At 37.8% G+C, this 26,377-nt stretch carries 26 protein-coding genes and 1 pseudogene; 15 read left to right on the top strand and 12 right to left on the bottom strand.

The features are described 5' to 3' along the window. The first annotated feature begins 399 nt into the window (after positions 1-399). The gene (locus PQ479_RS19595) at positions 400-1,113 is read left to right on the top strand and encodes a DUF421 domain-containing protein (protein WP_047988253.1); all 714 of its coding nucleotides are present in this window, start codon (positions 400-402) and stop codon (positions 1,111-1,113) included. 77 nt (positions 1,114-1,190) lie between these two features. Here the strand turns inward: PQ479_RS19595 and speG are convergent, their stop codons facing one another. Together speG and PQ479_RS19585 are read right to left on the bottom strand one after the other, a co-directional pair. Next, a complete protein-coding gene (speG, locus tag PQ479_RS19590; protein WP_047988132.1) occupies positions 1,191-1,709 on the bottom strand; it encodes a spermidine N1-acetyltransferase in 519 nt (172 codons plus the stop codon). 79 nt (positions 1,710-1,788) lie between these two features. Continuing rightward, entirely contained in the window at positions 1,789-2,367 is a 579-nt protein-coding gene (locus tag PQ479_RS19585; protein WP_047988133.1) for a TetR/AcrR family transcriptional regulator, read from the bottom strand. Positions 2,368-2,525: 158 nt separating this feature from the next. On the opposite strand from PQ479_RS19585, the gene PQ479_RS19580 reads away from it, so the two are divergent. The 6 genes from PQ479_RS19580 (at position 2,526) to PQ479_RS19555 (ending at position 10,686) form a co-directional block, all read left to right on the top strand. After that, positions 2,526-4,589, top strand: a complete 2,064-nt coding sequence (locus tag PQ479_RS19580; RefSeq protein WP_047988134.1) for an efflux RND transporter permease subunit — start codon at positions 2,526-2,528, stop codon at positions 4,587-4,589. Continuing rightward, complete coding sequence (locus PQ479_RS19575; protein WP_047988135.1) at positions 4,586-6,421, top strand: X-X-X-Leu-X-X-Gly heptad repeat-containing protein; 1,836 nt, start codon at positions 4,586-4,588, stop codon at positions 6,419-6,421. Before PQ479_RS19580 ends, PQ479_RS19575 begins: the two co-directional genes overlap by 4 nt. 163 nt (positions 6,422-6,584) lie before the next feature. Next, positions 6,585-7,763, top strand: coding sequence for a chromate efflux transporter (chrA, locus tag PQ479_RS19570; protein WP_273717177.1), 1,179 nt, complete (start codon positions 6,585-6,587; stop codon positions 7,761-7,763). After that, complete coding sequence (locus PQ479_RS19565; RefSeq protein WP_273717176.1) at positions 7,754-8,164, top strand: YidH family protein; 411 nt, start codon at positions 7,754-7,756, stop codon at positions 8,162-8,164. Before chrA ends, PQ479_RS19565 begins: the two co-directional genes overlap by 10 nt. A 655-nt stretch (positions 8,165-8,819) precedes the next feature. After that, positions 8,820-9,578: a MerR family transcriptional regulator gene (locus PQ479_RS19560; RefSeq protein ID WP_047988136.1), complete on the top strand. Its 759-nt coding sequence runs from the start codon at positions 8,820-8,822 to the stop codon at positions 9,576-9,578. A gap of 685 nt (positions 9,579-10,263) precedes the next feature. Beyond that, positions 10,264-10,686, top strand: a complete 423-nt coding sequence (locus tag PQ479_RS19555; RefSeq protein WP_047988137.1) for a hypothetical protein — start codon at positions 10,264-10,266, stop codon at positions 10,684-10,686. Positions 10,687-10,732: 46 nt separating this feature from the next. On the opposite strand, the gene PQ479_RS19550 is transcribed toward PQ479_RS19555, so the two are convergent. After that, positions 10,733-10,924 carry a helix-turn-helix transcriptional regulator gene (locus PQ479_RS19550; protein ID WP_047988138.1) on the bottom strand — a complete coding sequence of 64 codons (192 nt, stop codon included), beginning with the start codon at positions 10,922-10,924 and terminating at the stop codon, positions 10,733-10,735. Then, a complete protein-coding gene (locus PQ479_RS19545; protein WP_047988139.1) occupies positions 10,924-11,226 on the bottom strand; it encodes a hypothetical protein in 303 nt (100 codons plus the stop codon). Before PQ479_RS19545 ends, PQ479_RS19550 begins: the two co-directional genes overlap by 1 nt. A 210-nt stretch (positions 11,227-11,436) precedes the next feature. Here PQ479_RS19545 and PQ479_RS19540 point away from each other — a divergent pair, with 210 nt between their 5' ends. Further along, complete coding sequence (locus PQ479_RS19540; RefSeq protein WP_047988140.1) at positions 11,437-11,736, top strand: phasin family protein; 300 nt, start codon at positions 11,437-11,439, stop codon at positions 11,734-11,736. A 143-nt stretch (positions 11,737-11,879) separates the two neighbouring features. Further along, positions 11,880-13,535: an ABC1 kinase family protein gene (locus PQ479_RS19535; RefSeq protein WP_047988256.1), complete on the top strand. Its 1,656-nt coding sequence runs from the start codon at positions 11,880-11,882 to the stop codon at positions 13,533-13,535. A 914-nt stretch (positions 13,536-14,449) separates the two neighbouring features. Here PQ479_RS19535 and PQ479_RS19530 read toward each other — a convergent pair. Next, complete coding sequence (locus PQ479_RS19530; protein WP_047988141.1) at positions 14,450-14,926, bottom strand: GNAT family N-acetyltransferase; 477 nt, start codon at positions 14,924-14,926, stop codon at positions 14,450-14,452. A 335-nt stretch (positions 14,927-15,261) separates the two neighbouring features. Between PQ479_RS19530 and PQ479_RS19525 the strand changes: the two genes are divergently transcribed. Continuing rightward, positions 15,262-16,167 (top strand): glycerophosphodiester phosphodiesterase, encoded by a 906-nt coding sequence (locus PQ479_RS19525; protein WP_053070343.1) that lies wholly within the window; start codon positions 15,262-15,264, stop codon positions 16,165-16,167. A gap of 65 nt (positions 16,168-16,232) precedes the next feature. Here the strand turns inward: PQ479_RS19525 and PQ479_RS19520 are convergent, their stop codons facing one another. Genes PQ479_RS19520 through PQ479_RS19510 form a run of 3 tightly spaced genes read right to left on the bottom strand, consistent with a single transcriptional unit; the run spans position 16,233 to position 18,799 of the window. Continuing rightward, a complete protein-coding gene (locus tag PQ479_RS19520) occupies positions 16,233-17,420 on the bottom strand; it encodes an acetyl-CoA C-acetyltransferase (RefSeq protein WP_047988142.1) in 1,188 nt (395 codons plus the stop codon). Beyond that, on the bottom strand, positions 17,420-18,079 hold the full coding sequence (locus PQ479_RS19515; RefSeq protein WP_047988143.1) for a 3-oxoacid CoA-transferase subunit B: 660 nt from the start codon (positions 18,077-18,079) through the stop codon (positions 17,420-17,422). The genes PQ479_RS19520 and PQ479_RS19515 overlap by 1 nt, the downstream gene beginning before the upstream one ends. A gap of 12 nt (positions 18,080-18,091) precedes the next feature. Continuing rightward, positions 18,092-18,799 carry a CoA transferase subunit A gene (locus PQ479_RS19510; RefSeq protein WP_047988144.1) on the bottom strand — a complete coding sequence of 236 codons (708 nt, stop codon included), beginning with the start codon at positions 18,797-18,799 and terminating at the stop codon, positions 18,092-18,094. A gap of 155 nt (positions 18,800-18,954) precedes the next feature. On the opposite strand from PQ479_RS19510, the gene PQ479_RS19505 reads away from it, so the two are divergent. Beyond that, positions 18,955-19,863 carry a LysR family transcriptional regulator gene (locus tag PQ479_RS19505; RefSeq protein WP_047988145.1) on the top strand — a complete coding sequence of 303 codons (909 nt, stop codon included), beginning with the start codon at positions 18,955-18,957 and terminating at the stop codon, positions 19,861-19,863. Between the two features lie 150 nt (positions 19,864-20,013). On the opposite strand, the gene PQ479_RS19500 is transcribed toward PQ479_RS19505, so the two are convergent. Beyond that, positions 20,014-21,342 (bottom strand): short-chain fatty acid transporter, encoded by a 1,329-nt coding sequence (locus tag PQ479_RS19500; protein ID WP_047988146.1) that lies wholly within the window; start codon positions 21,340-21,342, stop codon positions 20,014-20,016. A 357-nt stretch (positions 21,343-21,699) separates the two neighbouring features. Here PQ479_RS19500 and PQ479_RS19495 point away from each other — a divergent pair, with 357 nt between their 5' ends. Both PQ479_RS19495 and PQ479_RS19490 read left to right on the top strand, forming a co-directional pair. Then, entirely contained in the window at positions 21,700-22,173 is a 474-nt protein-coding gene (locus tag PQ479_RS19495; RefSeq protein WP_047988147.1) for a hypothetical protein, read from the top strand. Positions 22,174-22,230: 57 nt separating this feature from the next. After that, positions 22,231-22,416 (top strand): hypothetical protein, encoded by a 186-nt coding sequence (locus PQ479_RS19490; RefSeq protein WP_047988148.1) that lies wholly within the window; start codon positions 22,231-22,233, stop codon positions 22,414-22,416. A gap of 37 nt (positions 22,417-22,453) precedes the next feature. On the opposite strand, the pseudogene PQ479_RS19485 reads toward PQ479_RS19490, so the two are convergent. The 3 genes and pseudogenes from PQ479_RS19485 to PQ479_RS19475 form a co-directional block, all read right to left on the bottom strand. Beyond that, positions 22,454-22,735: pseudogene (locus PQ479_RS19485) on the bottom strand (DMT family transporter). Between the two features lie 35 nt (positions 22,736-22,770). Beyond that, positions 22,771-22,929 (bottom strand): TetR/AcrR family transcriptional regulator, encoded by a 159-nt coding sequence (locus PQ479_RS19480; RefSeq protein WP_273717175.1) that lies wholly within the window; start codon positions 22,927-22,929, stop codon positions 22,771-22,773. A gap of 151 nt (positions 22,930-23,080) precedes the next feature. Continuing rightward, positions 23,081-23,689 (bottom strand): TetR/AcrR family transcriptional regulator, encoded by a 609-nt coding sequence (locus tag PQ479_RS19475; protein WP_047988149.1) that lies wholly within the window; start codon positions 23,687-23,689, stop codon positions 23,081-23,083. A 178-nt stretch (positions 23,690-23,867) separates the two neighbouring features. On the opposite strand from PQ479_RS19475, the gene PQ479_RS19470 reads away from it, so the two are divergent. Beyond that, positions 23,868-25,358: a DHA2 family efflux MFS transporter permease subunit gene (locus PQ479_RS19470; RefSeq protein WP_047988150.1), complete on the top strand. Its 1,491-nt coding sequence runs from the start codon at positions 23,868-23,870 to the stop codon at positions 25,356-25,358. Between the two features lie 98 nt (positions 25,359-25,456). After that, entirely contained in the window at positions 25,457-26,305 is an 849-nt protein-coding gene (locus PQ479_RS19465) for a class I SAM-dependent methyltransferase (RefSeq protein ID WP_083991204.1), read from the top strand. Positions 26,306-26,377: the final 72 nt, after the last annotated feature.

The following is a 26,377-nucleotide window of genomic DNA, read 5'->3' as shown; positions in this document are numbered from 1 at the left end:
GTTTTTCGTCGTTGAAACTATTGTAACAGGAGTTTAATGATGTCTTTTCTTTTTACACAATTATATGGACTTAATCGAAAAAAGGGTAGGAACCCCGAGCAAACGGTGAATCTCGGGGTTGCGAGCGGAAAAAAGGGTAGGAACCCCGAGCAAACGACGAATCTCGGGGTTGTGAGCGGAAAAAGGGGTAGAAAGCCCGAGCAAACGGTGAATCTCGGGGTTGCGAGCGGAAAAAGGGGTAGAAAGCCTGCAAACGGTGAATCTCGGGGTTGCTGGCGGGAAAGTAGGAGATTGACTGGTGGCTTTTTGTTCATAAGCGGATATTTAATGGTTTTTGGAGTAGATTCGTTGGAATGGGAAAAACTGAAGATATGTTTTTTTAGAGAAGGCGGTGGGGTGATGAGTGATCATGTTGAGATTATATTTCGCTCGTTTCTTGCTTTTGTCATTTTGTTAATTGGGGCACGGATTTTAGGGAAGCAGACAATTTCACAAATGAATGTATTGGATTTTATTATCGCCATATCGATAGGATCGATTACAGCGAATATTGCTTTTAATTTAGGAATACATATTCATCATTTGGTTTTAGCTTTTGCTTTTTTTGTTGTTGTTAGTATTGTGACTTCCTATGGTTCATTAAAGTCGAAGTCTTTCCGAAATTTTGTTACGGGAAACCCTACAGTGGTTATTCAAAATGGACATTTGTTAGAGAAGAATATGAAAAAAGCTCATTACACGTTGGATGATATTAATCAGCTTTTACGAGATAAAGATGTGTTTGATATTGCAGAAGTGAATTTTGCGATCGTAGAGACAAATGGAAAATTAACCGTTCAAAAAAATGCCGCAATGCGTACGGTGACAAAAGAGGATTTAAACCTAATAACTAAAAACGAGCAAACCTTACCGATTGAATTAATTATGGACGGTAAAATCGTTGAAAAGAATTTAGAGGAGAATGGCTTAACGAGGATTTGGTTAAAAAGAGAGCTTGAGCAAAGGCATGTCAAGGTTGAGGATGTTTTTTATGCTGTACTGTCTGGCAAGGGGAAATTATTTGTTGATACATATAACAACCAAATCGCGTCACCTGTTGATAAGGAATGGTAGTGATGTAATAAGGGGTATGAATGGATAACAATGAGAAGAAGTGCTAGTCAAAGACAAGCACTTCGGTCACTTAGATTTTACTTGAAATTCTCTTGAAAGATATACATTCGCAGGGCATCTCGGTATTTGCCTTCGACGAAGAATTCGTCCTTAAGCTCACCCTCAATTTCAAATCCGGCTTTTTGATAAATGTGGATGGCCTTATGATTCTCTTTATCGACCACTAAATAAAGCTTGTGCAAGTTTAAAATATGGAAGGCATATTTCATCGCCAGTCTCGTTGCTGTATAAGCAAAGCCGCGTCCCTGCGTATGAGGATCAATAATAATTTGAAACTCGGCGCGGCGGTGGATATGATCAATTTCTACAAGCTCTACGAGTCCTGCTATTTGCGTATCAGCTTCAATGATAAAGCGTCGCTCGTTCTGTTTATGAATATGCTTATCAAACAAATCTTGAAGCTCAACAAAAGCTTCATAAGGCTCCTCAAACCAATAAGACATAATTTTTGCGTCATTATTTAGTTTATGAACATACTTTAAATCCTCACGTTCAAGAGGTCGTAGCTTAATATCTGATTTTACTATGTCCGTCATTCTTATCCTCCTATTAATGAATGATATTCAGTCAGCTTAACTTTTATAATACGTGTACACTAACAAGATTGCCAATACTCTAATCATCATAATTTAAAATAGAGGATAAGCCTCCATTTGTAAATTTATTGATAAGAAACGCCATTTCTTCGGGGGATTCCTTCATCCCATTTGCGAGCCAACGCTTAATGACTTGCAGCCCGCCGTTAATAACAAACGTGGTTACATATTGTAGTTGCTCATTATCGGTATCCGTTTCATATGTCCACTTCTTCACAATAAACTGCTGAGTTAGGTTGATGGCCGTCGATTGAAAGCGATGACCACTATGATCACTTAATAATATTTCGCAAATTTCATTTTTAGTCGCAACATATTCAATTAACCGTTGAGTCATCTTGATTGATTCTTCACGGTTAACCAAATTATAGTCATTTAAGGTATCATAAAGCTCAGCAATAATTTCTGCTTCTATTTTATCTAATAAATCATATTGATCGTTGTAATGACTATAAAAGGTGGATCGGTTAATATCTGCCCGTTCACAGATTTCTTTAATCGTAATATTTGCAAGAGGCTTTTCTTTTAATAAGGAGACTAGACCGTCTTTTAATACCATCCTTGTATATTGTTTTCTTCTATCTAATTTTTCACTCATTAGAAATCACCATTTTTCTATAAAGAGTAAGTTATCCAACGTTTATCTTAGATGTGTTGTTTAGCTAACACTTCTAAAGCAACTGTTTGTTGTCTAGGCAACACCGTGTAGTTATAATGATAAAGGAAAAATGTAAGTAGAACAAGTTGAGGTGTATCATGGCGAATTGGACAGATTTTATCATCAATAAACGCAAGACCGTTGTCGCTGTTTTTTTTATTTTGACTATTATTGCGGCAATTGCTCAATTTTTTGTTTCAGTGAATTACAATATGTCGGATTACTTGCCCGATGAAGCGCCATCTACACAAGCTCTGGAAGTGATGGAGAATGAATTCACGGCATCCGTTCCGAATACACGAGTGATGCTTGAAGATATCACTGTACAGGAAGCACTTATTATAAAGGATGATTTACAGGCAATTGAGGGTGTTTCAGAGGTCATGTGGTTAGATGATATGGTCGATTTGAAGATCCCATTAGAGATGATTGAGCAAGATTTATTGGAATCTTATTATGTTGATGGGCGAGCTTTATTTTCTGTGAGTATAGAAAGTGGGTTAGAAGTTGCTGCGACGGATGCTATTTATCATTTAATTGGTGAAGAAGGTGCGGTCGCTGGAGAGGCTCTCAATACCGCTAATTCTCAAAAAATGGCTGGTTCGGAAACGTTATTTGCAGCTATGTTACTTATACCAATTATTATTATTATTTTAGTCGTATCGACAAAGTCATGGATTGAACCCGTATTCTTTTTAACCGCAATCGGTGTGTCGGTTCTCATTAATTTAGGGACGAATATTTTCTTAGGGGAAGTATCTTTTGTGACACAGTCAGTTGCACCGATCTTACAGTTAGCCGTTTCATTAGATTATGCGATTTTCCTTTTACATAGTTTTGCCGATTATAGAAAAAAGACCGATTCACCAGAAAGAGCGATGCAGCTTGCGATGAAGCAATCATTTCCAGTTATTGCGACAAGTGCTGTGACAACATTTTTTGGTTTTATGGCGTTAATGTTAATGAATTTTGAAATCGGTTCGGATTTAGGGCTTAATCTAGTAAAAGGGATTCTCTTTAGTTTCATTAGTGTCGTTGTATTTCTACCTGCCTTAACATTAGTTTTTTATAAGTGGATGGATAAAACGAAACATAGAAGCTTTATTCCGGATTTTAAAGGGTTAGGCAATTGGTTATTAAAACTACGCTACCCGAGTATTCTTTTACTTTTATTCATTTTAGTGCCAGCATTTTTGGCTCAAACGAATACGAATTTTATTTATGGCATGGGTGATCAACCTGAGAATACGAGGGCTGGTCAGGATGAAATAGCAATTTTAGAGCATTTTACGCAAACGACACCGATTGTGCTTTTAGTTCCAGAGGGCGACCTTGCCAAGGAGGCGGAGCTTGCAACGGAATTAGAGGATATGACCTATATAACCGGTGTTATGTCCTATGTCAATATGGTCGGTGAGACGATACCACCTGACTTTTTAGAAGAGGAAATAACGGAACAATTCTTTTCTGAAAACTACAGTCGTTTGATTATCAATACGAATCAAGAAGCGGAAGGGGAGATTCCTTTCCAACTTGTGAAGGAAGTCAGAGAGATAGCTGCTAGCTATTATGGCGATGAGGCACTGACGCTAGGTGAAAGTGTTGCTCTTTATGATATGAAAGAGACGGTTCAAAGAGATAATACGGTTGTTAATATCATGACGATCGTGACGATTGCGATTGTCTTGATGATTACGTTTAAATCGATCTCAATTCCGATCGTGTTGCTCGTGACCATTCAAGCTGCTGTATGGATTAATTTGGCGGTACCTTATTTTACCGATTCTTCGTTAGTATTTGTTGGTTATTTAATCGTGAGTACGGTGCAGCTAGCAGCAACAGTTGATTATGGTATTTTATTAATGGAAACGTATAAAGAACACCGTGCAAGCATGAGTCCACTTGCGGCGATTAAGCAATCATTAGATGAGAAATTCTTCGCGATTATTGTCTCAGCATCTATATTATCAAGTGTTGGTTTTGTCCTATGGCTCACATCAACGAACCCGGTTGTTGCCTCAATTGGCTTGTTGTTAGGGCGAGGTGCATTACTAGCCTTCTTAATGGTCGTTATTGTTTTACCGGCGTTATTAGTTGTTTTTGATAAGTTAATTCGTAAAACGACCTATAAATCTAATTTCTATAAGGAGGAGAAATCATGAAGCGTTCATTTTTAATCATCATAACGTTCATCCTCATCTTCCCTACCTTGACTGTATATGCGTCTTCCTCAGATAGAGCAGACCAAGATTCTGAAAAGGCTGGAGAGGTTGCTGCTAAGGATGAGATTGTTTACGTTAATTTACATGCTAACGGCGAACTCTCTGATATATATGTTGTGAATTATTTACAAATAGCGGAGACGGGCATGATATCAGACTTTGGCCCATATAGTGTTTTGAAAAATTTAACGGATTTATCGGAACTGCAGTTTGACGGAAGCGAAGTAATCCTAGAGGCAACAAGTGATTCCTTTTATTATCAAGGGAATATAGAGCAGGACATAGCTATACCATGGGATATTTCGATTGAATATTTCTTGGAAGGCAATAAAATCGAAGCAGATGATTTAGTTGGTCAAGACGGCTTCGTTGAAATCGAGCTTGATATTAAAGCAAACGAAAAAGCTGAGAAAGCCTTTTTTGAGAATTATATGTTACAAATAAGCTTCGTTCTACATGAGGAACATTTTAAAAATATCCAAGCGGCAGATGCAACGATTGCACATGCTGGAAAGAATAAACAAGTTTCTTTTACGGTTATGCCAGAAAATGAAGCAACATATACCGTTCGTGCTGACGCTGATTCCTTTGAGATGGATGGAATTGAAGTAGCAGCAATTCCTGCCTCGATGTCGATTGATTTGCCTGATACAGGAGCAATGACTGATGATATCAATACGTTGTCTAAAGCGATATCAGAGTTACATGGCGGTGTTGGTTCATTGCGTAATGGAGCCCATGAGCTTGCTGATGGTATCGTGCAGTTGGGCAATGGCTCATCACAATTTCAAAAGGGTATGAGTGAAGTGGCAGGTGCTGGGGGAGAACTTGTTCATGCATCTTCTTCTATTGATAAGGCTTTAAAAGAAATTAATTCAGCCTTACAAGTACCAGAAGGAAATGTAGACATCTCTGATTTTACAGAGCTTACAGTTGGTTTGGAGGAGATGGCACAAGGGCTTGATGATGTTGTCGAAGGGTTAAATCAATTGACTGAACATTATACATTAGCAAATCAAGCACTAGATGAAGCGATTAGCTCAATTCCCGCATCTGATATTTCAGAAGAAGAAATAGGTTTACTTTATCAAAGTGGGGCTGATGTAGAGGTAGTAAATAAGCTTGTCGCTCAATATACCGCTGCTCAAACGGTAAAAGGCACATATGAAGCAGTGCAGGAGGCGTTTCATGCTGTGACTCCAGCTTTAAAACAATCAAGTGCTGGATTATCGGAAATCGTTACACATTTAAGACAAATGGCGGAAGGTTTGGAAGATTCCTTTGAGGACTTTGATGTAGCGGATTCACTTGAGCCGTTGGTTTCTGGTTTAACCGAGTTAAGTAATCAATATCAATTATTCCATCAAGGTTTAACTGATTACACATCTGGAGTAACGGAATTAAGCACTTCTTATGGTGATTTGAATGGTGGATTAGTTGAAATAGCTACTGGTGCCAAACAGCTTGCTGATGGGACAGATGATTTATATGATGGAACAGCTGAGCTCGAGGAAGCAACAGCTGATATGCCTGACCAAGTAGAAGAGCAAATAAATGAATTGATGTCTGAGTTCGATAAGTCTGATTTTGAAATGATTTCATTTGTTTCAGAGGAGAATAATGATAAAATCAATTCCGTTCAATTTGTGATGAGGACAGAAAGTCTAAAAGCAGATGAAGAAACAACAAGCGATGAGCAAGAAGAAGAGAAGTTAAGCTTTTGGCAGAAATTATTACGTTTATTTGGTTTAGGTACTAATAAAGAGAATTAACGTTTAATGATCGTGAAGCTATTTTTCTTAATGATTTTCTCGTTTTCTTTTATTAAGAAATTGTAAAAAAACCCTGCATTGTTAGCCATTTCCTATACTTTATCCACTACTTATGATAGCGTATAAGGTGTTAAGAAGTGATGAAAACGATGAGGGGTTTTTTATGTTTTATATTCAAAAATTGTGGCAAATATTTATGATTTCAACAAGGCTCGGGCTAACATCTTTTGGTGGTCCTGTGGCACATTTAAGTTATTTTCATGAGGAGTATGTGAGGAGAAAGAAATGGCTATCAGAAAAGGATTATGCAGATTTAGTTGCACTAGCCCAATTTTTACCTGGACCCGCAAGTAGTCAAGTTGGAATTGGGATTGGGGTAATGAGAGCTGGTGTCATCGGTGGAATCATTTCCTTTATCGGCTTTACCTTTCCATCCGTTCTCGTTTTAATCCTATTTGCTCTTTATGCTGGCCAAGCGGGGTTCATTGAATTAGGATTTATTCAGGGCTTAAAAGTAGTAGCGGTTGTTGTCGTAGCCCATGCTATTATTGGGATGGCAAAGACATTAACACCTGATCTTAACAGGAAGCTAGTTGCTCTTAGTGCCTTACTAGCTACTTTATTATTACCGTATACATTTACACAAGTAGCCGTTATTGCGGTGGCTGCAATAATAGGGTTACTTTTTTTCCAAGAGAAAGTACCTACTGGCCAAAAAAGTGAATTACGTTTATCCATTTCAAAAATGTGGGGAGCACTATGTTTAGGTTTATTTTTCTTACTATTAATTGGTTTACCAATATTGCAGCAACTGTTTTCTTCTAATTGGTTAGCGATGGTTGATAGCTTTTACCGTGCTGGTTCCTTAGTATTTGGTGGCGGGCATGTCGTTCTACCTTTACTTGAGAGAGAGTTTGTACCTACTGGTCTCATAAGTGAAGCTGATTTTCTAGCTGGTTACGGTGCTACTCAGGCTGTTCCTGGACCACTTTTCACTTTTGCCGCTTATATTGGAGCTGTACAATCTGGCTGGTTAGGTGGGATTGTTGCTACATTGGCCATTTTCACACCTGCTTTCTTATTAATATTAGGAGCCTTACCTTTTTGGAATGAGCTGAGACAAAATAAAAAAGCGAGTGCCGCTTTGCTAGGTGTTAATGCAGCCGTTGTAGGTATTTTAATTTCTGCCTTTTATCAGCCAATTTGGACGAGCGCGATTGTAGGCGTAGAGGATTTTGCCTTAGCAGCAACTCTCTTTGCTTTATTAGTATTTGTGAAGGTACCTGCCTGGGCTATCGTCTTACTCGGTGCATTAGGTGGTCTTCTATTAGGTTGGTTATAAGAGAGCAAAAAGCGAAAAAAGAAGGGATTATTGTGAGGGGAAAACAGCAGACAGAGGAATCTAAGTATATCCAGCAGCATTTAGCGAATGAGCGTACATATTTAGCGTGGATTCGTTCAGCGGTCGCTATTATGGGTGTTGGGTTTTTAGTAGCAACCTTGCACTTTAATACGGGCATGAATCAAGCTATGGATCAAATGACGGCTATATTTATTAGCTTAATAACTCTATTAATTGCTGTCATGACGATTATTTTTTCGACGATTAGTTATTTTCGGACGAGGAAAATGATTAATACGCAGACGTTTCGTTCTTCCGTTAGTATGATTCTGATTTGTACGAGTATTATGCTTCTAGTGGGTATTGCTTTATTTGTTTATTATTTTATGTTGATGGATTGATTAAACTACCTGAAGGGGTGGTTTTTTTGTATGAAAGTTAGTGCGAACATGGAGCGCTACTCGTCGCTCTCAAAAATTATGCTCCGCGTCCGGCGGGGTGGCGCTGAGCTAATCGGCTACGCCGCTGGATCTCAGCTTTGCCACTACGTCCCGCGGGAGTCTCCACATATTTTCGTCCGCTGGGTTACAGTAATTCCTTAGTTCAAAAAAACAATCTAACACTATTCTTTTAAAATGAAAAAGAACAAAATCAAATTGAATGAAGTTCCACCAGTTAAAGAGTGAAACTCTACTTATATATTTGGAGAGGACTAGCTGTAAACGTACCCACAGGTTAAGAAGTCGTCACTATCCATGAAGAAGGGCCTTTGTGCAGCTCCTCCAAGGTATTGCCTCTATAACTGCACAAACCTTTATGATTTGTTAACATGGTGGAGATGACTTTCAAGGGTGTTTTATATGAAAGTTGCTTGGGTTGTGCCTTGAAGTTAGCTCGTCATCCATCTATGCGACATTAGCAGGTACTCTCCTTTGTATGATTGTGCGACGCCTGATGGTGATGGAAGCTAGGGAGATTTTGATTATAAATTTTAAATTGGGTATTGAGCTTTACGTAACGTTAACCTTTATGATAAAGGGGTCAGGAGGTGTAAGGATGGAATATACGATTAAGAAGGTGGCTCAAATATCGGGTGTTAGTGCACGAACACTTCGATATTATGATCAAATTGGTTTATTAAGTCCTGCTCGAATCAATTCTTCAGGATACCGTATTTATGGGGAAAAAGAGATCGATAAATTACAGCAAATTCTATTCTATCGTTCTTTAGATATGAAGCTTGAAGATATTGAGAAAATCATAAGCCAACCACACTTTCAAATTGAAGAAGCCCTCCGCTCTCATTATGAAGAGTTACTTAAAAAGAGAGCACAGCTTGATCAACTGTTGACAACAGTAGCCAAATCATTACAGCATCATAAAGGAGAGATTCAAATGAATTCTAGCGATAAGTTCGAGGGCTTTAAACGTCAAAAGGTAGAAGAAAATGAGAGAAAGTATGGTCATGAAATAAGAACAAAATATGGAGAAGAAGCTATAAATGACTCTAACCAAAAATGGCTAAACCTTTCTGAACAAGAATTTGAAGAAATGCAGAAAATCGAAGACGAGATGTTTGAAGCTTTAGTAAAGCTTGTTCACTCAAAAGATTTAGTATCTGAAGAAGCACAAGTTGTATTTGAGAAGCACAAGAAATGGCTTATGTTCAGCTGGCCAAACTACTCAGCAGAAGCTCATAAAGGGTTAGCGGAAATGTATGTTGCTGATGAACGTTTCAGCAAATATTATAATGAAAAAGCAGGTCAGCCAGTAGTAGGGTTATTAAAAGAAGTAATCCAAAAGTACGCACATTAAAAAACGGACTAAGTAGGAGAGTTAAAAACTACTGACAATGCAGGTTGCTAAGTACCACGTGATTGACTCCAATTAAGATTGCCAGTATCAATTAGTAGAGTTCTGCACATGAACATCAACCATAACCGCATACAAAGCAGCTCTTCATTCACTTTGTTTTGGTTGTTATCTCTTTTAATGAATGCAATTTGTACGTAAGAAAGAGCAGGCATCCAGAGAACGAAAACATGCGGAGACTTCCGCTGGACATGTGGCAGAGTTCAGATCCGCCGGCTGCGTCGATTAGCTCAGTGCTCCCCCGCAGGACGCGGAGCATAATTTTCGGTAACGATAATTAACGCTCCGCACATCAGTTTAAGATAACTTTCATACAAAACTCACATGACGAAGCCCCATTCACTTCGCTACCAACGAAAATCAAAGTAGTGGCTTTAAACAGTTGGCCCGTTTACAACTCCATGACCATTAGGAGTCCGCACGATTAAAAAGGGAGCATTGTCCTGTTAAGGTCGTCTATCGCAAGATGGATGACCAACTAACTTCAAGGCACAACCTATCGCCACTAAGTACTCTTTCATACAAAAACAAGGAGAGCTCTTATTCTCCTTGTTTTTTACTTTTTAGAATAATAGTAGGGAAATTCAGAATCATCATGTAAAATGAAAGGGGGAGGAGTGATATCAATATGTGGCTTTTAGCTAGAGTTGTAACCATCTTAGTCTCGGCAACTGCCTTAGCCGTTGTATTTGCATTAACTAACTCAGTTTTTGGACCTTCAGAAGGGGGGTTTACATTTTCTGAATTATTTTTGCTCAACATGCGAACATGCCTAGTGTTATTTACAGCTGTAGGACTGATTGTATTTATGGTGGATAGAAAACTGAAGAAACTAGAACCAATCAAAGTATGGGCAAGGTCTGGTTACCAATTAGTCATCAGTACATTATTTGCCATTGGGTTCTTATATTTAATCAATGATTCAGGTTATAGTTTATTTGTAATTATCTTACTTGCTGTTGCTTTGTCAGGAATACATAGAATGGTATTAGTTGTTAGTGAAAAAATTATGTTAAAAGAAGAACCTATTATTACAGGTATTATTGAGTAGATATAATCAAAGATGTCCCAATCCTCTTAGGAGTTGGGGCATCTTTTTATTCGGCAATAAAAAGTTCATCGACTGTTTTTTCTAATACTTGAGCAATGCTAAAAGCAAGCTTTAACGTTGGGTCATATTTGTTATTTTCTATTGCATTGATAGTTTGCCTTGAAACGCCACATAATTTCGCCATATCTTCCTGTGAAAGCTTCTTTTCTCTACGCCATTCTCTAATGTTGTTTTTCATTAAACACTGTATTTCCTTTTTGCAATTAAGAGGGAAATTAAATAAACAATACTTATCGCGACTAAGAAAGTAAAAGGGTTCATGTTTGAATAGGTGCCCGCGCCAAACGTACTTTGATAAAGAGAGCGAACTACTTCGAAACATAAACAAAATATGACAACACCAAATGAATAAGATTGTGCCTTCATTTTTATAAAATTTTTCCGCTCATCTCCTAATTGTGGCAGTGTTGTTAATGTATAAATGATTATAGTTAGGGCGACGGCTAAAGCGGCAAAGAAAAGAATAAGTATCCAGTCCATCTCTAAACAACTCCTTAATGTCAAATCTTTTTTACATTATTAGTTTACATGGGAGAGGTATACATGTCAAATTCTTTTTACATTTTACAATGAATATGAGAAAAATAACGGTCGTTTATGAAAAAATTGAAACCATTGCTGATTATTCGTTTACTTTTGCTATAAGAAAGGAATGATAAAGTTAATATTAGTTTTAAGGAGGATTTCATGATGAGAGATGCAATCAAAAAAGGAATGGCGTTAGGTTTTGGTTTAGCAGCTGCGAGCAAAGAGCAAGCAGAAAAGGTTTTTGATGATTTAGTGAAAAAGGGTGAACTAACAAGAAAAGAGTCTCAAGAATTTATGGATCATGTTATGGCGAAAGGCACTGAGAAACAAGAGCAATTCGATTCTAAAATGATGGAGCAAATGAAAAAACTACTCAGAGAATGGGATGTAGCCACAAAGGACGATGTACAAGCACTTGAAGAACGAGTAAAGAAACTTGAACAGGAAATATACACGAAGTAAGCAACCCAAGTAGAATAAAGGCATGATAACCTTACAAAACTACCATGATGAATTTTCGATAGCGACGAGCAACGCACCATGTTCGCACTAACTTTCATCCAAAAGAGAGGAGGGATTCCTTGATTGAAAGACGTTTTCGACATATGAAAAGATATCGAGAAATCGCAGTTGCTTTTACACGCAATGGTTTTGGTTATATCGTCAATGAAATAGGTTTGCACGAGGTTTTATCTTTACCAAAGAGGATATTTACTAAGAATAGAAAAGATAATCATGAAAAAACGACCGGTGAGCGAATTCGTTTGTTCTTAGAAGAATTAGGCCCCACCTTTGTGAAGCTTGGCCAAATTGCAAGTACTAGGCCAGACCTTATTCCAGCTGATATTATTAAAGAACTCGAAAAGCTACAGGATCATGTTAAACCTTTTCCCTTTCAAGAAGTAAAATTAATTATAGAAAAAGAGCTTGAATTAAAATTGGAGGACGTCTTTGTAAAATTTGAGATGGAGCCACGTGGTTCAGCTTCTATTGGTCAGGTGCATTATGCGGAATTAAAAAATGGAGAATCGGTCGCTGTGAAAGTGCAACGACCCAATATTGAAAAACAAGTTAGAACGGATATAGAAATTTTAAAAGAATTAGCAAAGCTAGCAGAGCAAAAACTTGATTGGGCAGCTCAATATCAAGTCGCTGATATTATTGATGAGTTTTCTAAAGCTTTAAAAGAAGAGCTGGATTATTTTCATGAAGGTCGTAATGCCGGTAGAATGCAAAAACAACTGGAGGATTTAGACTACATAAAAATCCCTAAAGTCTATTGGGATTTTTCATCAAAAAGAGTCTTAACGATGGAATACATGGAAGGTATTCATATTTCTGATAATGAGCAGCTTGTGGAACAAGGGATTAATCCAGAATTAATAGCTGAACGAATTGTTGAAGCTGTAATGAAACAGATTCTAATGGATGGCTTTTTCCACAGTGACCCTCATCCTGGAAATATGACGATTCTTGATAACCAAATCATTGGTTTGATGGACTTTGGTATGGTTGGTCGATTAACTCCTGATATGAAATCCCATTTAGCCTCTTTGATAATTGGTATGATGAAACAGAATACGAATGCGGTCATTAAAGCCATTATGAAAATGGGGATTGTTCCGGATCGTGTTGATCATGACTTATTAAGGGCAGATGTTGATGTATTACGAGACAAATATTATGATGTACCACTTAGCCAAGTAAGTTTAGGAGAAGCTGTTACGGATTTATTTTCGGTTGCTCATCACCATGGTATTCAAATTCCAGCTGATCTTACGTTAGTAGGAAAGACGTTGTTAACGATGGAGGGATTAGTTGTACGACTTTATCCAGAGATAAGCATAATTGATATTGCGGAGCCATTTGGAAGGAAATTAATCATGGAGAGGTATCGACCTAAGCGGGTTGTGGGCGATTCGTTTGAGTACTGGGGAGAATATATGGAGATTGTGAAAGAGGGTCCTCAGTACGTAAAAGAGGCGCGGGCATTGTTTAAGGATGGAAAGTTTCCGATTGAGGTTGTTTTTCCTAAAGCGGTGTTGTTTTTGAATAAGTTGGATCGTGTAAGTAATCAGCTATCGTTTGCAATTGTACTTTTGGCTTTTAGTATTATTATGGTTGGTTTGATTATTGGCTCGGCTATTAGTCAGCAATCTTCGTTGCTTTGGAATATTCCGGCGATTGAGATTGGTTTTGGGATTGCTGTGTTAATGTTTCTATGGTTGTTATACTCGATATTTCGTTCTGGTCGATTTTAAAAGGGGGTTCTCATTTATTGAGGACCTTTTTGTATGGAAGTTAGTGCTGATAATCTATATAAGTTGACTCCTTTTTTTGTTTTTGGACCTTATTTTGAAAATCGAAATGACCTAATAGACGAATGAATTCGTCTAAGGTTCATTTCGATTTTCAAACCTTCACGCAAATGCGTGAAGTAGCCAAGCTTACTTGGCTAACGGTCCAAAAACACTTGGATATTTGGATAGGATCCTGATGAGTGACTACTCTCTCTTTTTTGTTGGTGGTGGCTGTTTGTGTAGTGTGCTGAATCTTTTTGGGATTGCTCTTACGAGCTATTTCCCAAAAAGCGGCGGGGCTACGGCTAAATATGAGAATCCTCAAAACCGTTTATGAATGAAAAGCCACCAGTTAAAGAGCAAAACCGCACTTTCATATTGATTAGTGGAAAAGTGAACTGGGTTTCGCCATGTGGGCTTTGTATGGAAGTTAGTGCTGATAATATAAAAGTTGACTCCTTTTTTTTGTTTTTGGACCTTATTTTGAAAATCGAAATGACCTAATAGACGAATGAATTCGTCTAAGGTTCATTTCGATTTTCAAACCTTCACGCAAATGCGTGAAGTAGCCAAGCTTACTTGGCTAACGGTCCAAAAACACTTGGATATTTGGATAGGAATCCTGATGAGTGACTACTCTCTCTTTTTTGTTGGTGGTGGCTGTTTGTGTAGTGTGCTGAATCTTTTTGGGATTGCTCTTACGAGCTATTTCCCAAAAAGCGGCGGGCTACGGCTAAATATGAGAATCCTCAAAACCGTTAATCAATAAAAACTCTTTAGTCAAATTTTTAGTTAAAAAGTGAAATTTTCAGGTTTTGATGGTGAAATCTTGGGTCATTTGTTTTGTTTTCGGGTCGCTGTGTGAAGTTATTGCTTTATTCCAAAATGATTTCCATTTTTCTGCTTTTCGTTTTCATGCCAATCGAGTGATAAAAATCTATCGCAGATGAATTTTGTTCAGATACTCCTAATTCGATACTATCAACTTTGAGGCTTTTTCCAAAATCAAAAACGTATGTCATTAGCTTTTTCCCTATGCCGTTTTTTCTATGTGTATCAGCCACGCATAAGCTCTTGATAAATAGTACACTTCTCGCTTTGACAAACGTATTTTCAATGACTTCTTCTTTCTTTGTCACAACAACACCGACTATTTGCTTGTTGATCATGGCTACGAAAATATGCTGACTGTCATCCATTAGTTGCTTCTCGAAAAACGGTTGCTCGACTGGGGTAGCGTTTTCTTTATACAAATCTGGTCTGACGAAAACGTGGACCTCATGAATCTGCTTAAAAAGAGGTAACAATAACTCATAATCACTTTGTTTAGCCAGTCTGATACATATATCCATTATTTCTCCTTCCGATTAGTGTTACTTCTTTCTTTTGCCTTTTTGGATGTCTATTGAAGAATTGAATTTTAAATACTCCTTCTATATTTATAACATCATACTATAAAAGCTTGAACTTGTTTGAAGCAGTTTGGAAATAATAATTACCTAGTTAAAATCCACTCATTATTTAATGGTTATAGGGCACCTGTCCTGTATGAGACTATGTAGACATGGTTCGTATTAATGGACTTTAATCAACACATAATAAAGGCAGGAATTGGTAACGGGCTTAGCTAATTCTTCTAACGAAGTGCCAAGGGTGTTTCAATTAAATAATAGGGAGATGAGTAGGAATGAAAAAGAGTTTCAAGAAGCTAGGCATTGTGACTTTAGCATTTGGAATGGCTATTTCTTTGTTTGCTACACAGGCCGCAGCAGAAAAAAGAGATGAATCACGTTACCCTCATCCAGATTCGAAAATTATTAATGTAGCACACCGTGGAGCATCTGGTTATGCTCCAGAGCATACGTTTGCTGCCTATGATTTAGGGGAAGAAATGAAAGCAGATTATATTGAAATAGACTTACAAATGACCAAGGATGGCGTTCTTATTGCGATGCACGATACAACGATAGACCGTACGACAAATGGGAGTGGTGCGGTTAAGGATATGACATTAGCTGAAATGAAGGAGTTAGATGCAGGCTCTTGGTTTAATGCTAGATTTCCAGAGAAAGCAAAGGCAGAGTATGTAGGCTTACAAGTACCGACGTTGGAAGAGGTTTTTCAAAGGTATGGGCGATCTTCGTTGTACTATATAGAAACGAAATCACCAACCCTTTATCCGGGCATGGAGGAGGAGCTATTACGCTTGTTAGATAAATATAAACTAACAGGGGCAAATGGTCGTTCAAGTAAAGTGATTATCCAATCCTTTATTCCTGAAAGCTTGCTGAATATTCATGAGATGAACCCGAACTTACCATTAGTTCAACTATTAAGTCAGCCAACACTAGGTGAGAGGGCTCATGAAGAACTAGAGTTAATTAAGCAATATGCGATTGGTGTCGGTCCGAATTTTAACCGTATTGATGAACAGTATGTACAAACAGTAAAAGAACATCATTTGCAGATTCACCCTTATACAATTAATAACCGCGAGGCCATGCTACAGGCTTTAGACTGGGGAGTGAATGGTCTATTTACAGACTATCCCGATGTTTTTCGAGAAGTGATTAAGGAGTTTAAAAGAAAATAGAGTCGGATGAATGTATAAAAAGGGAAAGGAAAGAACCTACGATAAGGTCCTTTCCTTTTAGATGATTATACTTTTTCAACAACGGTTGCAACCCCTTGGCCACCACCGATACAAAGCGTAGCTAAGCCATAGTGGCTTTCACGACGTTGCATTTCGTGTAAAAGCGTCACTAAAATACGTGCACCACTTGCACCAATTGGGTGACCTAATGCAATGGCACCACCGTTGACATTTAACTTGGCCTGATCAAATTGTAGCTCTTTTTGAACAGACAAAGCTTGGGCAGCAAATGCTTCATTCGCTTCGATTAAGTCTATGTCTTCTAAAGTTAAACGTGCTTTTTCTAAGGCTTTTTTAGTAGCTGGTACGGGACCTATACCCATAATCTTTGGATCAACACCACTAGAGGCATTACTTATGATGCGAGCAAACACTTTTAATCCAAGTGCTTTTGCTTTGGATTCTGTCATGACAATGACACAAGCAGCACCATCGTTGATTCCTGAAGCATTTCCAGCTGTTACTGAGCCACCATCACGTTTGAAAGCGGGACGTAGCTTGCTTAAACTATCAGAAGTCGTTTGTGGCTTAATATGTTCATCAATGGAAACGACGATAGGATCGCCTTTACGTTGAGGAATCGTTACAGGAACGATTTCATCGTTGAATATGCCTTTTTCCTGAGCTGAAGCTGCTTTTTGATGACTTCCTGCAGAAAAATGATCAAGCTCTTCTCTCGTTAACTCATATTTTTCAACAAGGTTCTCTGCGGTAATCCCCATATGAAATTGATTAATTCCACAAGAAAGACCGTCATGCACCATGCTATCAACCAGCTTTTGATCGCCCATTCGTAAGCCAGAACGAGCATTTAAGCTTAGATAAGGAGCTTGACTCATATTCTCCATTCCGCCGGCAAGAACAACCTCGGCATCTCCAGCAAGAATGGCTTGTGTGGCTAGATGAATGGCTTTTAAGCCCGAACCACATACTTTGTTAATGGTCATAGCGGGAACGGATTCAGGGATACCAGCTTTAATCGCAGATAGACGTGCTGGATTTTGACCAAGGCCTGCTTGCAGTACGTTACCCATAATTACTTCATCAATTTCATTGACATCGAGACCAGAGCGAGTAATGGATTCTTTTAATACTGTAGCTCCTAAATCAATAGCAGATACACTTTTTAATGAACCTAGGAAACTACCAATCGGTGTACGAACAGGTTGAACGAGTACAACGTTTTCAGCCATTATTCGCTCACTCCTTTAGCTAAATGCTCAGCCACTGTAAATTCGGCTTCTGTAATCGAACGAATTTCTTCTACAGATTCGTCACTAAGAATTTCGATTAACATCATGCCTTTGTCAGTAAAGTCAAAGACAGCACGGTCAGTGATTAAGCGGCTAACCACTTCTGTACCTGTTAAAGGAAGGTCACACTGCTTTTTCACTTTTGCTTCTCCAGCTTTATTCACATGGTCCATAATGACGATAACGCGTTTGGCTCCTTGAACGAGGTCCATCGCGCCACCCATACCTTTGACCATTTTTCCAGGTATCATCCAGTTTGCCAAATCACCTTGTTCAGAAACTTCCATACCACCTAAGATAGCTAGATCAATATGGCCACCACGGATCATACCAAATGACTCAGCATTATCGAAAAATGCAGCACCTGTTTGGGCCGTCACCGTCTCCTTACCAGCATTAATTAGGTCAGGATCTTCTTCACCTTCGACAGGGTAAGGTCCAATACCTAATAAGCCGTTTTCTGATTGTAGAAAAACAGATATGTCATCTGGAATTTCATTGGCTAAAAGTGTCGGCATACCAATACCTAAATTCACATACATACCATCTTGAATCTCTTGTGCTGCACGCTTAATAATTCGTTCACGAGGTTTTAACATGTCTTATCCTCCTTAATTCACTTGTTTTGGACGAGTTGTTTTACGTTCAATTCGTTTTTCATAGTTTTCACCTTGGACAATATGTTGTACATAAATGCTAGGTGTATGAATAAAGTTCGGATCTAGTTCTCCAGGTGCCACGATTTCTTCCACTTCAGCAATCGTTATCTTGGCTGCAGTAGCTGCTAATGGGTTAAAGTTTCGAGCTGTTTTACGATAAATAAGATTGCCGAATGTGTCACCCTTCCATGCTTTAACAAGAGCAACATCACCGATAATCGCTTCTTCAAGAACATAGGTCTTACCATTAAATTCTTTTAGTTCTTTTCCTTCAGCTACTTTTGTTCCTACACCGGTCGGGGTATAAAATCCAGGAATACCGGCACCACCAGCTCGGATTCTTTCAGCTAAAGTACCTTGAGGCACAAGTTCGACCTCTAATTCTCCATTGAGAAATTGTGTTTCAAAGAGTTTATTTTCACCAACATAGGAAGCAACCATTTTCTTAATTTGACGGTTAGCTAGAAGTAGACCGAGACCCCAATCGTCTACACCACAGTTGTTACTTACGAATGTTAAGTCTTTTACGCCGCTTTCAGCTAAAGCTAAAATGGCTTTTTCGGGGATGCCACATAAACCAAAACCACCAGCAATGACGGTATCTCCATCCTTAATAACGGAGATGAGTTCTTCCATTGAGTTCGCTTGCTTTGAGCTCATAATCAGCACTCCTTTAACGATTTTTTAAAAATATAATAAGTTAGATTGAAAGCGTTTACTTCATATAAGATCTACTTTACTAAAAATTCTACTATTAGTAAAATGAATAAATAAGATAACTATCATTCTTCAATGGAATAATTGTGGAGGTAAAGATGGATATAAAAGAAGTGCGTTGTTTTTTAAAAGTATGTGAACATCTTAGCTTTTCGAAAGCAAGTAAGGATTTACATTTGTCGCAATCGGCATTAAGTAAGATTATTCAGGGTATGGAGGATGAATTAGGATTTCGCTTGTTTGACCGTTCAACAAGACATTTGTATATGACAAACGAAGGAAAGGCGGTTATTCCTTATGCGAAAAAGCTATTAAGGCAAATGGAAGATTTTATGCATGTTGCTTCTGAGCAGCACCAAGCACAGTCTGGTCATATTCGCTTTGGCTTACCACCTGTCATTGGTTCTAGTTTTTTTCCGAAAATGATTGCGATGTTCAGAAAACAGTACCCCGGTATTGAGCTTGAAATTGTGGAAGAAGGCTCAAGGATTGTTGAGCAAAGAATTCTAGACGGACAGCTTGATATGGGGGTAGCTATTTTACCGATAACGAATAATGGCTTAGAAGTAACACCTATCATAGAGCGTAAACTGAAGCTGGTTGTATCAAATAATCATCGGCTAGCTAATAAACAACAAGTATGTGTTAAAGATTTAAGTAATGAGGGTTTTCTTATCTTTAGTCGTGGATTTGCTTTGTATGACCGCGTACGCGATGCCTGTATACAAGCTGGTTTTGAACCTCAAATCATTCAAGAAAGTACACAATGGGATTTTATGATGAAGATGGTTTCGGTAGGTAATGGAATTTGTATATTACCCGAAACGCTTTGTGAGCATGTAAGTCATTATCAATGTAAAGCTATTGATGTATTGGAACCAGTGATCCGTTGGGATTTAGCATTGATAAGAAGGAAAGAGAGCTACTTATTTTCAGCGATGTCAACGTGGATGAGTTTCATCAAAGAATCGTTAGAATCAAGTAGAGGATGGAATGAAGTAAATTAAAAAAACTGGATTGAAAAGTCACCCTTACCCTTATTTAATGAGAGGTTTGTTTTCTCAGCCAAACATAACAAAGGCCGGTGACATGCCACAAGGGAGAGTCACCGACCAATTAATTTATCAAAGAAGGCTAATGAATTTGTCTTTTTTTATCTAAAAGAATATGAACCCTATTGAAATTGGAATGAAGGCCCAGAATAAAATAACGAGGCAGAAGCCCATGATATCTCTAACTTTTAAACCGGCAATAGCAAGTGCTGGTAAAGCCCAAAATGGTTGAATCATATTGGTCCAAGCATCTCCCCACGCTACAGCCATCGCAACCTTTGCAGTATCGGCACCGAGCTCAATGGCAGCAGGGATCATGATCGGTCCTTGTACGGCCCACTGTCCACCACCAGATGGAACGAAGAAGTTAATGATACCAGCACTAATGAAAGTCAGTAGTGGGAAGGTTGCTTCAGTTGAGAAATGGACGAACCATTCTGCGATTTGTGCAGACAAACCTGATTCGACCATCATACCCATAATCCCAGCGTAGAATGGGAACTGGATGATGACCCCACCAGCGTTTTTCACTCCATCGGTGACAGACTTTAAAAATCTTCGTGGAGTACGGTGGAATAGAATGCCTAGAAATAACATAATAAAGTTAACGATATTAATATTTAAATCAAATCCATTTGAGGCAAAGTGATAAACGATAAACGCTAAGCCTAAAATACCGATAAGGAGAGAAAGGACCTGACTGTTCTCCATTTTTTCTGCAGGAGTATTAGCTTTTTCTTCTGTAGCCGCTTCTTCAGAATTCTTATCTAAGTTTAAGAAAGCAGGGTCAATGATGGTTTTTTCTTTAATTGCTCGTGAGGATAAATAGTTAACAATCGGTAATGTTGCTACTAATGTAATGACAATAAATAAGTTATAAGGCGATAATAGCGTTTGTGTTACAGGAATTGAACCAATAGTATCAAATAAAAAATGGTTATCGGTTGCAATGGTAAGTGGAATGGATGCTGAAAATCCACCGTGCCAGACCAAGAACCCACTATACGCAGAGGCAACAAGGATACGGTAATCAACGGTAGGTACTTGCTTAACAACATGTTTGGCAAATAAAGCACCAATTACAAGTCCGAATCCATAGTTAATTAAACAAGCAATGGAAGCAACAAGTGTAACTAAAACAATCGCTTGACCTGGTGTATGAGCAAGTAGAGCTAAGCGACTCATTAAGTTAGCCATGATTTTCGAGCTGGCTAAAATGTAACCAGTGATAACAATTAAAGCCATTTGCATCGTAAAGGCTAATAAGTCCCAGAATCCTACACCCCAATAATTGACCATATCTACTGTAGAACTGTCCGTCATAAAGATACCAAGTACAAATACAATAAGTGTTAAAATAATGGCAAAAATAAATGCATCAGGTAAAAAACGTTGAACCATTCGGTCAAAAAATCGAATGATAGCTCCAAACATAATAACTCACTCCTTTAAAAATATAGTAAAAACAAAGTGAAAGCGCTTACTATTGACTTATAATCTTTATTTATAGCATAGGACTTGAGGAAGTCAATTAGTAAATTTATAATTTTGAATATTATAACGTGTTAAACTCACTAGTGTTAGGCATTATGAATAATTGGAATGATATTGTGGTTTTTAGGAATAAGCGGATTAGACAAAAAAAGGATACATCAAAAGAGAGTCGCTCTGTTTGATGTATCCTTCTATAGGTACTTTTAGTATATCTGTAACCATCAATTTTTAATCAACTGAAGGAAATAAGGAATAAATATGGAACATTTACAAAGGGATTAAGAGGAGGGGTTGGTTTTGAAGAGTATACTAGTTGCTTTGATTGTCACGACTATGCTCCTGATTGGGTGTCAGGTTCAGTCAGAAACGAACCAAGAGCAACCAAATGATTCACAAGCATATAGGGAAATGATGGTAAAAGAAAATGACTATTTTAAAGTCTCTATATCTATACCTATCCATGTACAAATAAACTCTGAATTTATGGTCGAAGTGGAGCTGACCTATTTAGGGGATGAAGATTTAGAATTGTGGCAAGGACCGTCACCTTTACAATTAGAATTTGATGGGGATGAGAAACAGTCTGATTACCACTCTATTGCTATTCAATCTATATATTCAAAAGGTAATTTAGAGAAAATTAATAAGCAAGTGAACCCTAATCAAGCAGGTACATTTGAACTCTCTTTCCAATGGACTTTTGAGGGCGATGGAGTAGAGGAGCTTATAGATGGATTAGCCATTGAGCCGATCGATATTCATGTAGAGTAAATGGAAAATATGGAATAGGTGTCTGGAGGGAGAAACTAGAAGCGAAGGAGATGTTAGATGATGGAGTGGAGTGCGCCAGGTAGATGGCTTGCTTGGATGGGCTTTATACTGTTTATAGTTGCGTTACTTATTCGTTTTGAAATGATCCATTTTATTGAACTTGAAAATAAGATGTCGACGCAAGTACTAGTTATAGGTGTAGCATTACTACTTCTTAGTTTTGTATTTCGTAAAAGAACCTAAGGGGTAAATACCTGCACCATATACATTTAAGAAGCTATCATCGTTTTTTAACTGATTTAACCCTTTTAGACGTATTTAATATCACAACACCGCCAATAATGGGACTAATCCTGAAAAAGTTAAGATGTTAAAAGGGTCATTCCATATGATAATTCCAATGATTGCAGTAAGTGCTCTCCCGACTCCTGACCATATCGCGTAAGCCAAACTTAAGGGAATGTTTAAGACATAAAGAAAGAAAATAAAAGGCTGCGATAAACCCAAGAACAACCGCTATAGAAGGAGCCATTTTTTGAATTCGCTCTGACACTTTTAGCATGGTTGTTTCCAAAACTTCAAATATAATTGAAAAAGCTAATAATACAAGGGTTCATAACATAACCAACCGCCTTTGCTAACCTTTGCATATTGGGCAATGTTAGCAAGTGTAAAAGAGGTAAAATCATATTCAAGGAAATAGGATGTTGCTGCTTCTAGAATATGTTTTTTGGTTTGCTCTGCTTTAGTTTGCATATTGTTTTTCTCCTTTCCATTTATAAAACCGTCCAGACGGTCTTTTTGTTTGTGCACTGTTCTTTTTTAATGCAACGAATACGGAATCCATTTAGATAAAGATATAAAGACAAGGGTTCTTTTAAGCAGAACCCTTGTTATAGACGGAAAATCATGGTGTTTGCTCAGGGTTGAAGCTTCCGAATACGACTTTTTTCATATAGGTAGCAACTTCAATAGGTGATTGTTTCATACCTGTATCAAGCCAATGCTGAATAACACCGAGTTGAGAGGAGACGGAAATGGCACTAATATAATCGATTGGAACGGAAGAAGGGAGTGCCGCAGAATGTTTGATGATTAGCCTTTCCATGTTTTCCATCATCTCTTTTTTTAGTTTTACATGAAATCCAGGGTCTCCTTTTGGACCTAATAGTACAGACATCACTTCGGCATGCTGTTGAACACATTCGAGGAGTTTAACCATGTATGGGGATGGCTCGTTAGAGAAGCGACCATTTTTAATGAAATTTTGATAGTGCACAAATGTTTCGCTTCTTACCTTTTTAAATTCTTCAATGATTTCCATTTCCGACTTTTCGAGCAGGTCATATTTATCGCGATAATGTAAATAAAATGTGCCTCGGTTTATATTCGCTTTTTCTGTTATATCACGCACGGTTAGGCCTTCAAAACCTTTTGTATTCATCAATTGGGTAAGGGCCTCACGAATCATCTTTTTAGTCCGAACGATACGTCGATCTTCTTTCGTTTTTTCCACAATAAAAACATCCTTTTAAATAATTTGTTATTATTCAACAAAAACTAATGATATGTTGAGAAAGTAACAATTTTACCCTTTTTGTTTATTGAATTATAAATGCTTTGATCTATAATGGTCAATGTAGACATTATCGAACACAGTGTTGATAATTGTCGCATAGAAATGGGGAGTAAGGATGGAACATTCGAAAGAGATCATTAAGCCGGATTATACATTAATTGTTGTTTTGTTAGCCGGGGCTTTTGTGGCCTTTTTAGCTAATACGTTATTAAATATTGCGCTGCCGTCTATTATGAATGAATTCCAAATATCGCCTTCAACTGTTCAATGGGTGACAACGGGTTATATGCTTGTAAACGGTGTTTTAATTCCGATTACAGCTTTTTTAATTCAACGCTTTTCTACAAAAAAGTTATTCTTAACAGCTATGATCCTATTTACGTTAGGAACACTTGTTGGTGGTTTTGCACCTAATTTTGGCTTTTTATTAGCGGGACGTATGATTCAAGCATCTGGTTCGGCCATTATGATGCCATTATTAATGAATGTTATGCTTAACAGTTTTCCTGTTGAAAAACGGGGGCAGGCTATGGGTGTATTTGGTCTAGTTATGGTTTTTGCACCTGCGATTGGGCCAACACTTTCAGGCTATTTAATTCAATACTATGATTGGCCGATTTTATTTCATATCATTTCGCCAGTAGCTTTATTAGTTTTAATTGTGGCTGCTTTTAAAATTAAGGAAAAAAATGACCAAATTGACATTAAAATCGATGTCATTTCTGTTATTTTGTCAACAATAGGTTTCGGTGGGATATTATATGGTTTTAGCTCTGCTGGTGATCGAGGTTGGTCAGATACAATTGTATTAGTCACCTTAATTGCTGGTGCCGTGTCGTTAGTTATATATGTAATAAGACAATCACAGCTGGAAAAACCGATGTTAGACTTTGGTGTATATAAGTATCCGATGTTTTCATTGTCATCGGCTATCTCAATTACAATGAACTTAGCACTATTTTCAGGTATGCTTTTGATGCCGATTTATTTACAAATTATTCGAGGCTTTACGCCGTTGGAAGCTGGATTATTAATGCTCCCAGGAGCGATTGTAATGGGCTTAATGTCACCTATTACGGGCCGTTTATTTGATAAGTTTGGAGCGAAAACGCTAGCGATTATCGGTCTATCCATTACACTTATATCTAATTATATTTTTAGCCAATTAACGATGGAGATTTCTTATACAACTTTGGTGTTTATTTTTACTATTAGAATGTTTGGAATGTCGATGGTCATGATGCCTGTTATGACAAATGGACTTAACCAATTACCTAACCGTATGAACCCGCATGGAACGGCAATGAATAGCACCTTAAATCAGGTCTCTGGTGCAATCGGTTCTGCTTTGTTAGTTACGGTTATGCAAACGAAAGCGAATGTTGCAGAGGGGCGGTTAGCCAACGAAATTTTACCGATTAATAATAGTGCTGAAGCTTTGGAACAAGCCAAGTTACAAATAAGTTTGATTTCGCAGTTAGAAGGTATTAATTTTGCATTTTTTGTTTCAACACTTATCTTAGCGGTTACTTTATGTTTGGCCTTCTTTATTAAGCGTCCTGTGCCAGCTGAGAATGAGGAAAAGCAGACCATAAAAGGAATGTAACCAATAAAAAGAACTTTCCGATAACATGTACGGAAAGTTTTTTTATTAGAGTAACGAGTAACCTTTAAATGTTAGAATATTTAAAAAGGGGTGTGTGTATGGAACTGAATATAAAACAAATAGTTGAAGAATTAGGACTTGACGAACCAATGAAGGAAATACAATTCATTCAAACAAAACATCGAATGAAACTGGCTCATTTTTGGGATATCAAAAAAGGTGACAATGTGTTAGAAATTGGTTGTGGACAAGGTGATATGACAGCAGTACTTGCTGCTTGTGTTGGTGAGAGTGGTGCAGTGGATGCTATTGATAAAGCAAAACCAGATTATGGTTCACCTTTAACGTTAGGTCAGGCTATGGATAAAATAAAGGCAACAAAGCTAGGCGAACAGATTCATGTCGAATTTGACCAAGATATTCTGTTAGATGATGTTCATTTCCCGAGAAATATGTACGATCAAATCGTATTTTCTCATAGTTCATGGTATATGGCGTCGGAAGCTGAAGTATTTGAGCTTTTTAAGAAATTACGTCCATTAGGTAAGCGGTTATGTTTTGCAGAGTGGTCTACACATATTGAAGAAATGGTTCAGTATCCCCATTTATTAGCTGCCATGATTCAGTCCCAATATGAGGCCTATAAGAAATCAAGTCAAGCAAATATTCGTACCTTACTTACCCCTGAGAAAATAATAAGTTTAGCTAATTTAGCAGGCTGGGAAATTGCTCATAAAACGATTATTCATTCACTAGACCTTCAGGATGGACAGTGGGAAGTTCAATATGTTTGTGAGGACTTTGAAAAACAGATGAATGCGATTAATGATATGCCTGATAAAGTAAAAGAAAATTTGCGTGCACAGTGGCAAATTCTAAAAACTTGTCACGAGAACATGAACCAAATAATAAAGCCATTACCTGTGTTTGCCTTTACAGCCGAATAAGTTGAAATTTATTCTTCTGAAACCAGACCAAATTTTTCATCACATGTGAAACTTTTTGATGGACATACTTTA

Source organism: Alkalihalobacillus pseudalcaliphilus (genome assembly GCF_028610675.1).
Lineage (GTDB): Bacteria > Bacillota > Bacilli > Bacillales > Bacillaceae_D > Alkalihalobacillus > Alkalihalobacillus pseudalcaliphilus.
This window is presented reverse-complemented; position numbering and strand designations above follow the sequence as displayed.

Coding starts and splice junctions, on each gene's coding strand:
- PQ479_RS19595 (WP_047988253.1), top strand. CDS start 400: ATGAGTGATCATGTTGAGATTATATTTCGCTCGTTTCTTGCTTTTGTC.
- speG (WP_047988132.1), bottom strand. CDS start 1,709: ATGACGGACATAGTAAAATCAGATATTAAGCTACGACCTCTTGAACGT.
- PQ479_RS19585 (WP_047988133.1), bottom strand. CDS start 2,367: ATGAGTGAAAAATTAGATAGAAGAAAACAATATACAAGGATGGTATTA.
- PQ479_RS19580 (WP_047988134.1), top strand. CDS start 2,526: ATGGCGAATTGGACAGATTTTATCATCAATAAACGCAAGACCGTTGTC.
- PQ479_RS19575 (WP_047988135.1), top strand. CDS start 4,586: ATGAAGCGTTCATTTTTAATCATCATAACGTTCATCCTCATCTTCCCT.
- chrA (WP_273717177.1), top strand. CDS start 6,585: ATGTTTTATATTCAAAAATTGTGGCAAATATTTATGATTTCAACAAGG.
- PQ479_RS19560 (WP_047988136.1), top strand. CDS start 8,820: ATGGAATATACGATTAAGAAGGTGGCTCAAATATCGGGTGTTAGTGCA.
- PQ479_RS19555 (WP_047988137.1), top strand. CDS start 10,264: ATGTGGCTTTTAGCTAGAGTTGTAACCATCTTAGTCTCGGCAACTGCC.
- PQ479_RS19550 (WP_047988138.1), bottom strand. CDS start 10,924: ATGAAAAACAACATTAGAGAATGGCGTAGAGAAAAGAAGCTTTCACAG.
- PQ479_RS19545 (WP_047988139.1), bottom strand. CDS start 11,226: ATGGACTGGATACTTATTCTTTTCTTTGCCGCTTTAGCCGTCGCCCTA.
- PQ479_RS19540 (WP_047988140.1), top strand. CDS start 11,437: ATGAGAGATGCAATCAAAAAAGGAATGGCGTTAGGTTTTGGTTTAGCA.
- PQ479_RS19535 (WP_047988256.1), top strand. CDS start 11,880: ATGAAAAGATATCGAGAAATCGCAGTTGCTTTTACACGCAATGGTTTT.
- PQ479_RS19530 (WP_047988141.1), bottom strand. CDS start 14,926: ATGGATATATGTATCAGACTGGCTAAACAAAGTGATTATGAGTTATTG.
- PQ479_RS19525 (WP_053070343.1), top strand. CDS start 15,262: ATGAAAAAGAGTTTCAAGAAGCTAGGCATTGTGACTTTAGCATTTGGA.
- PQ479_RS19520 (WP_047988142.1), bottom strand. CDS start 17,420: ATGGCTGAAAACGTTGTACTCGTTCAACCTGTTCGTACACCGATTGGT.
- PQ479_RS19515 (WP_047988143.1), bottom strand. CDS start 18,079: ATGTTAAAACCTCGTGAACGAATTATTAAGCGTGCAGCACAAGAGATT.
- PQ479_RS19510 (WP_047988144.1), bottom strand. CDS start 18,799: ATGAGCTCAAAGCAAGCGAACTCAATGGAAGAACTCATCTCCGTTATT.
- PQ479_RS19505 (WP_047988145.1), top strand. CDS start 18,955: ATGGATATAAAAGAAGTGCGTTGTTTTTTAAAAGTATGTGAACATCTT.
- PQ479_RS19500 (WP_047988146.1), bottom strand. CDS start 21,342: ATGTTTGGAGCTATCATTCGATTTTTTGACCGAATGGTTCAACGTTTT.
- PQ479_RS19490 (WP_047988148.1), top strand. CDS start 22,231: ATGATGGAGTGGAGTGCGCCAGGTAGATGGCTTGCTTGGATGGGCTTT.
- PQ479_RS19480 (WP_273717175.1), bottom strand. CDS start 22,929: ATGCAAACTAAAGCAGAGCAAACCAAAAAACATATTCTAGAAGCAGCA.
- PQ479_RS19470 (WP_047988150.1), top strand. CDS start 23,868: ATGGAACATTCGAAAGAGATCATTAAGCCGGATTATACATTAATTGTT.
- PQ479_RS19465 (WP_083991204.1), top strand. CDS start 25,457: ATGGAACTGAATATAAAACAAATAGTTGAAGAATTAGGACTTGACGAA.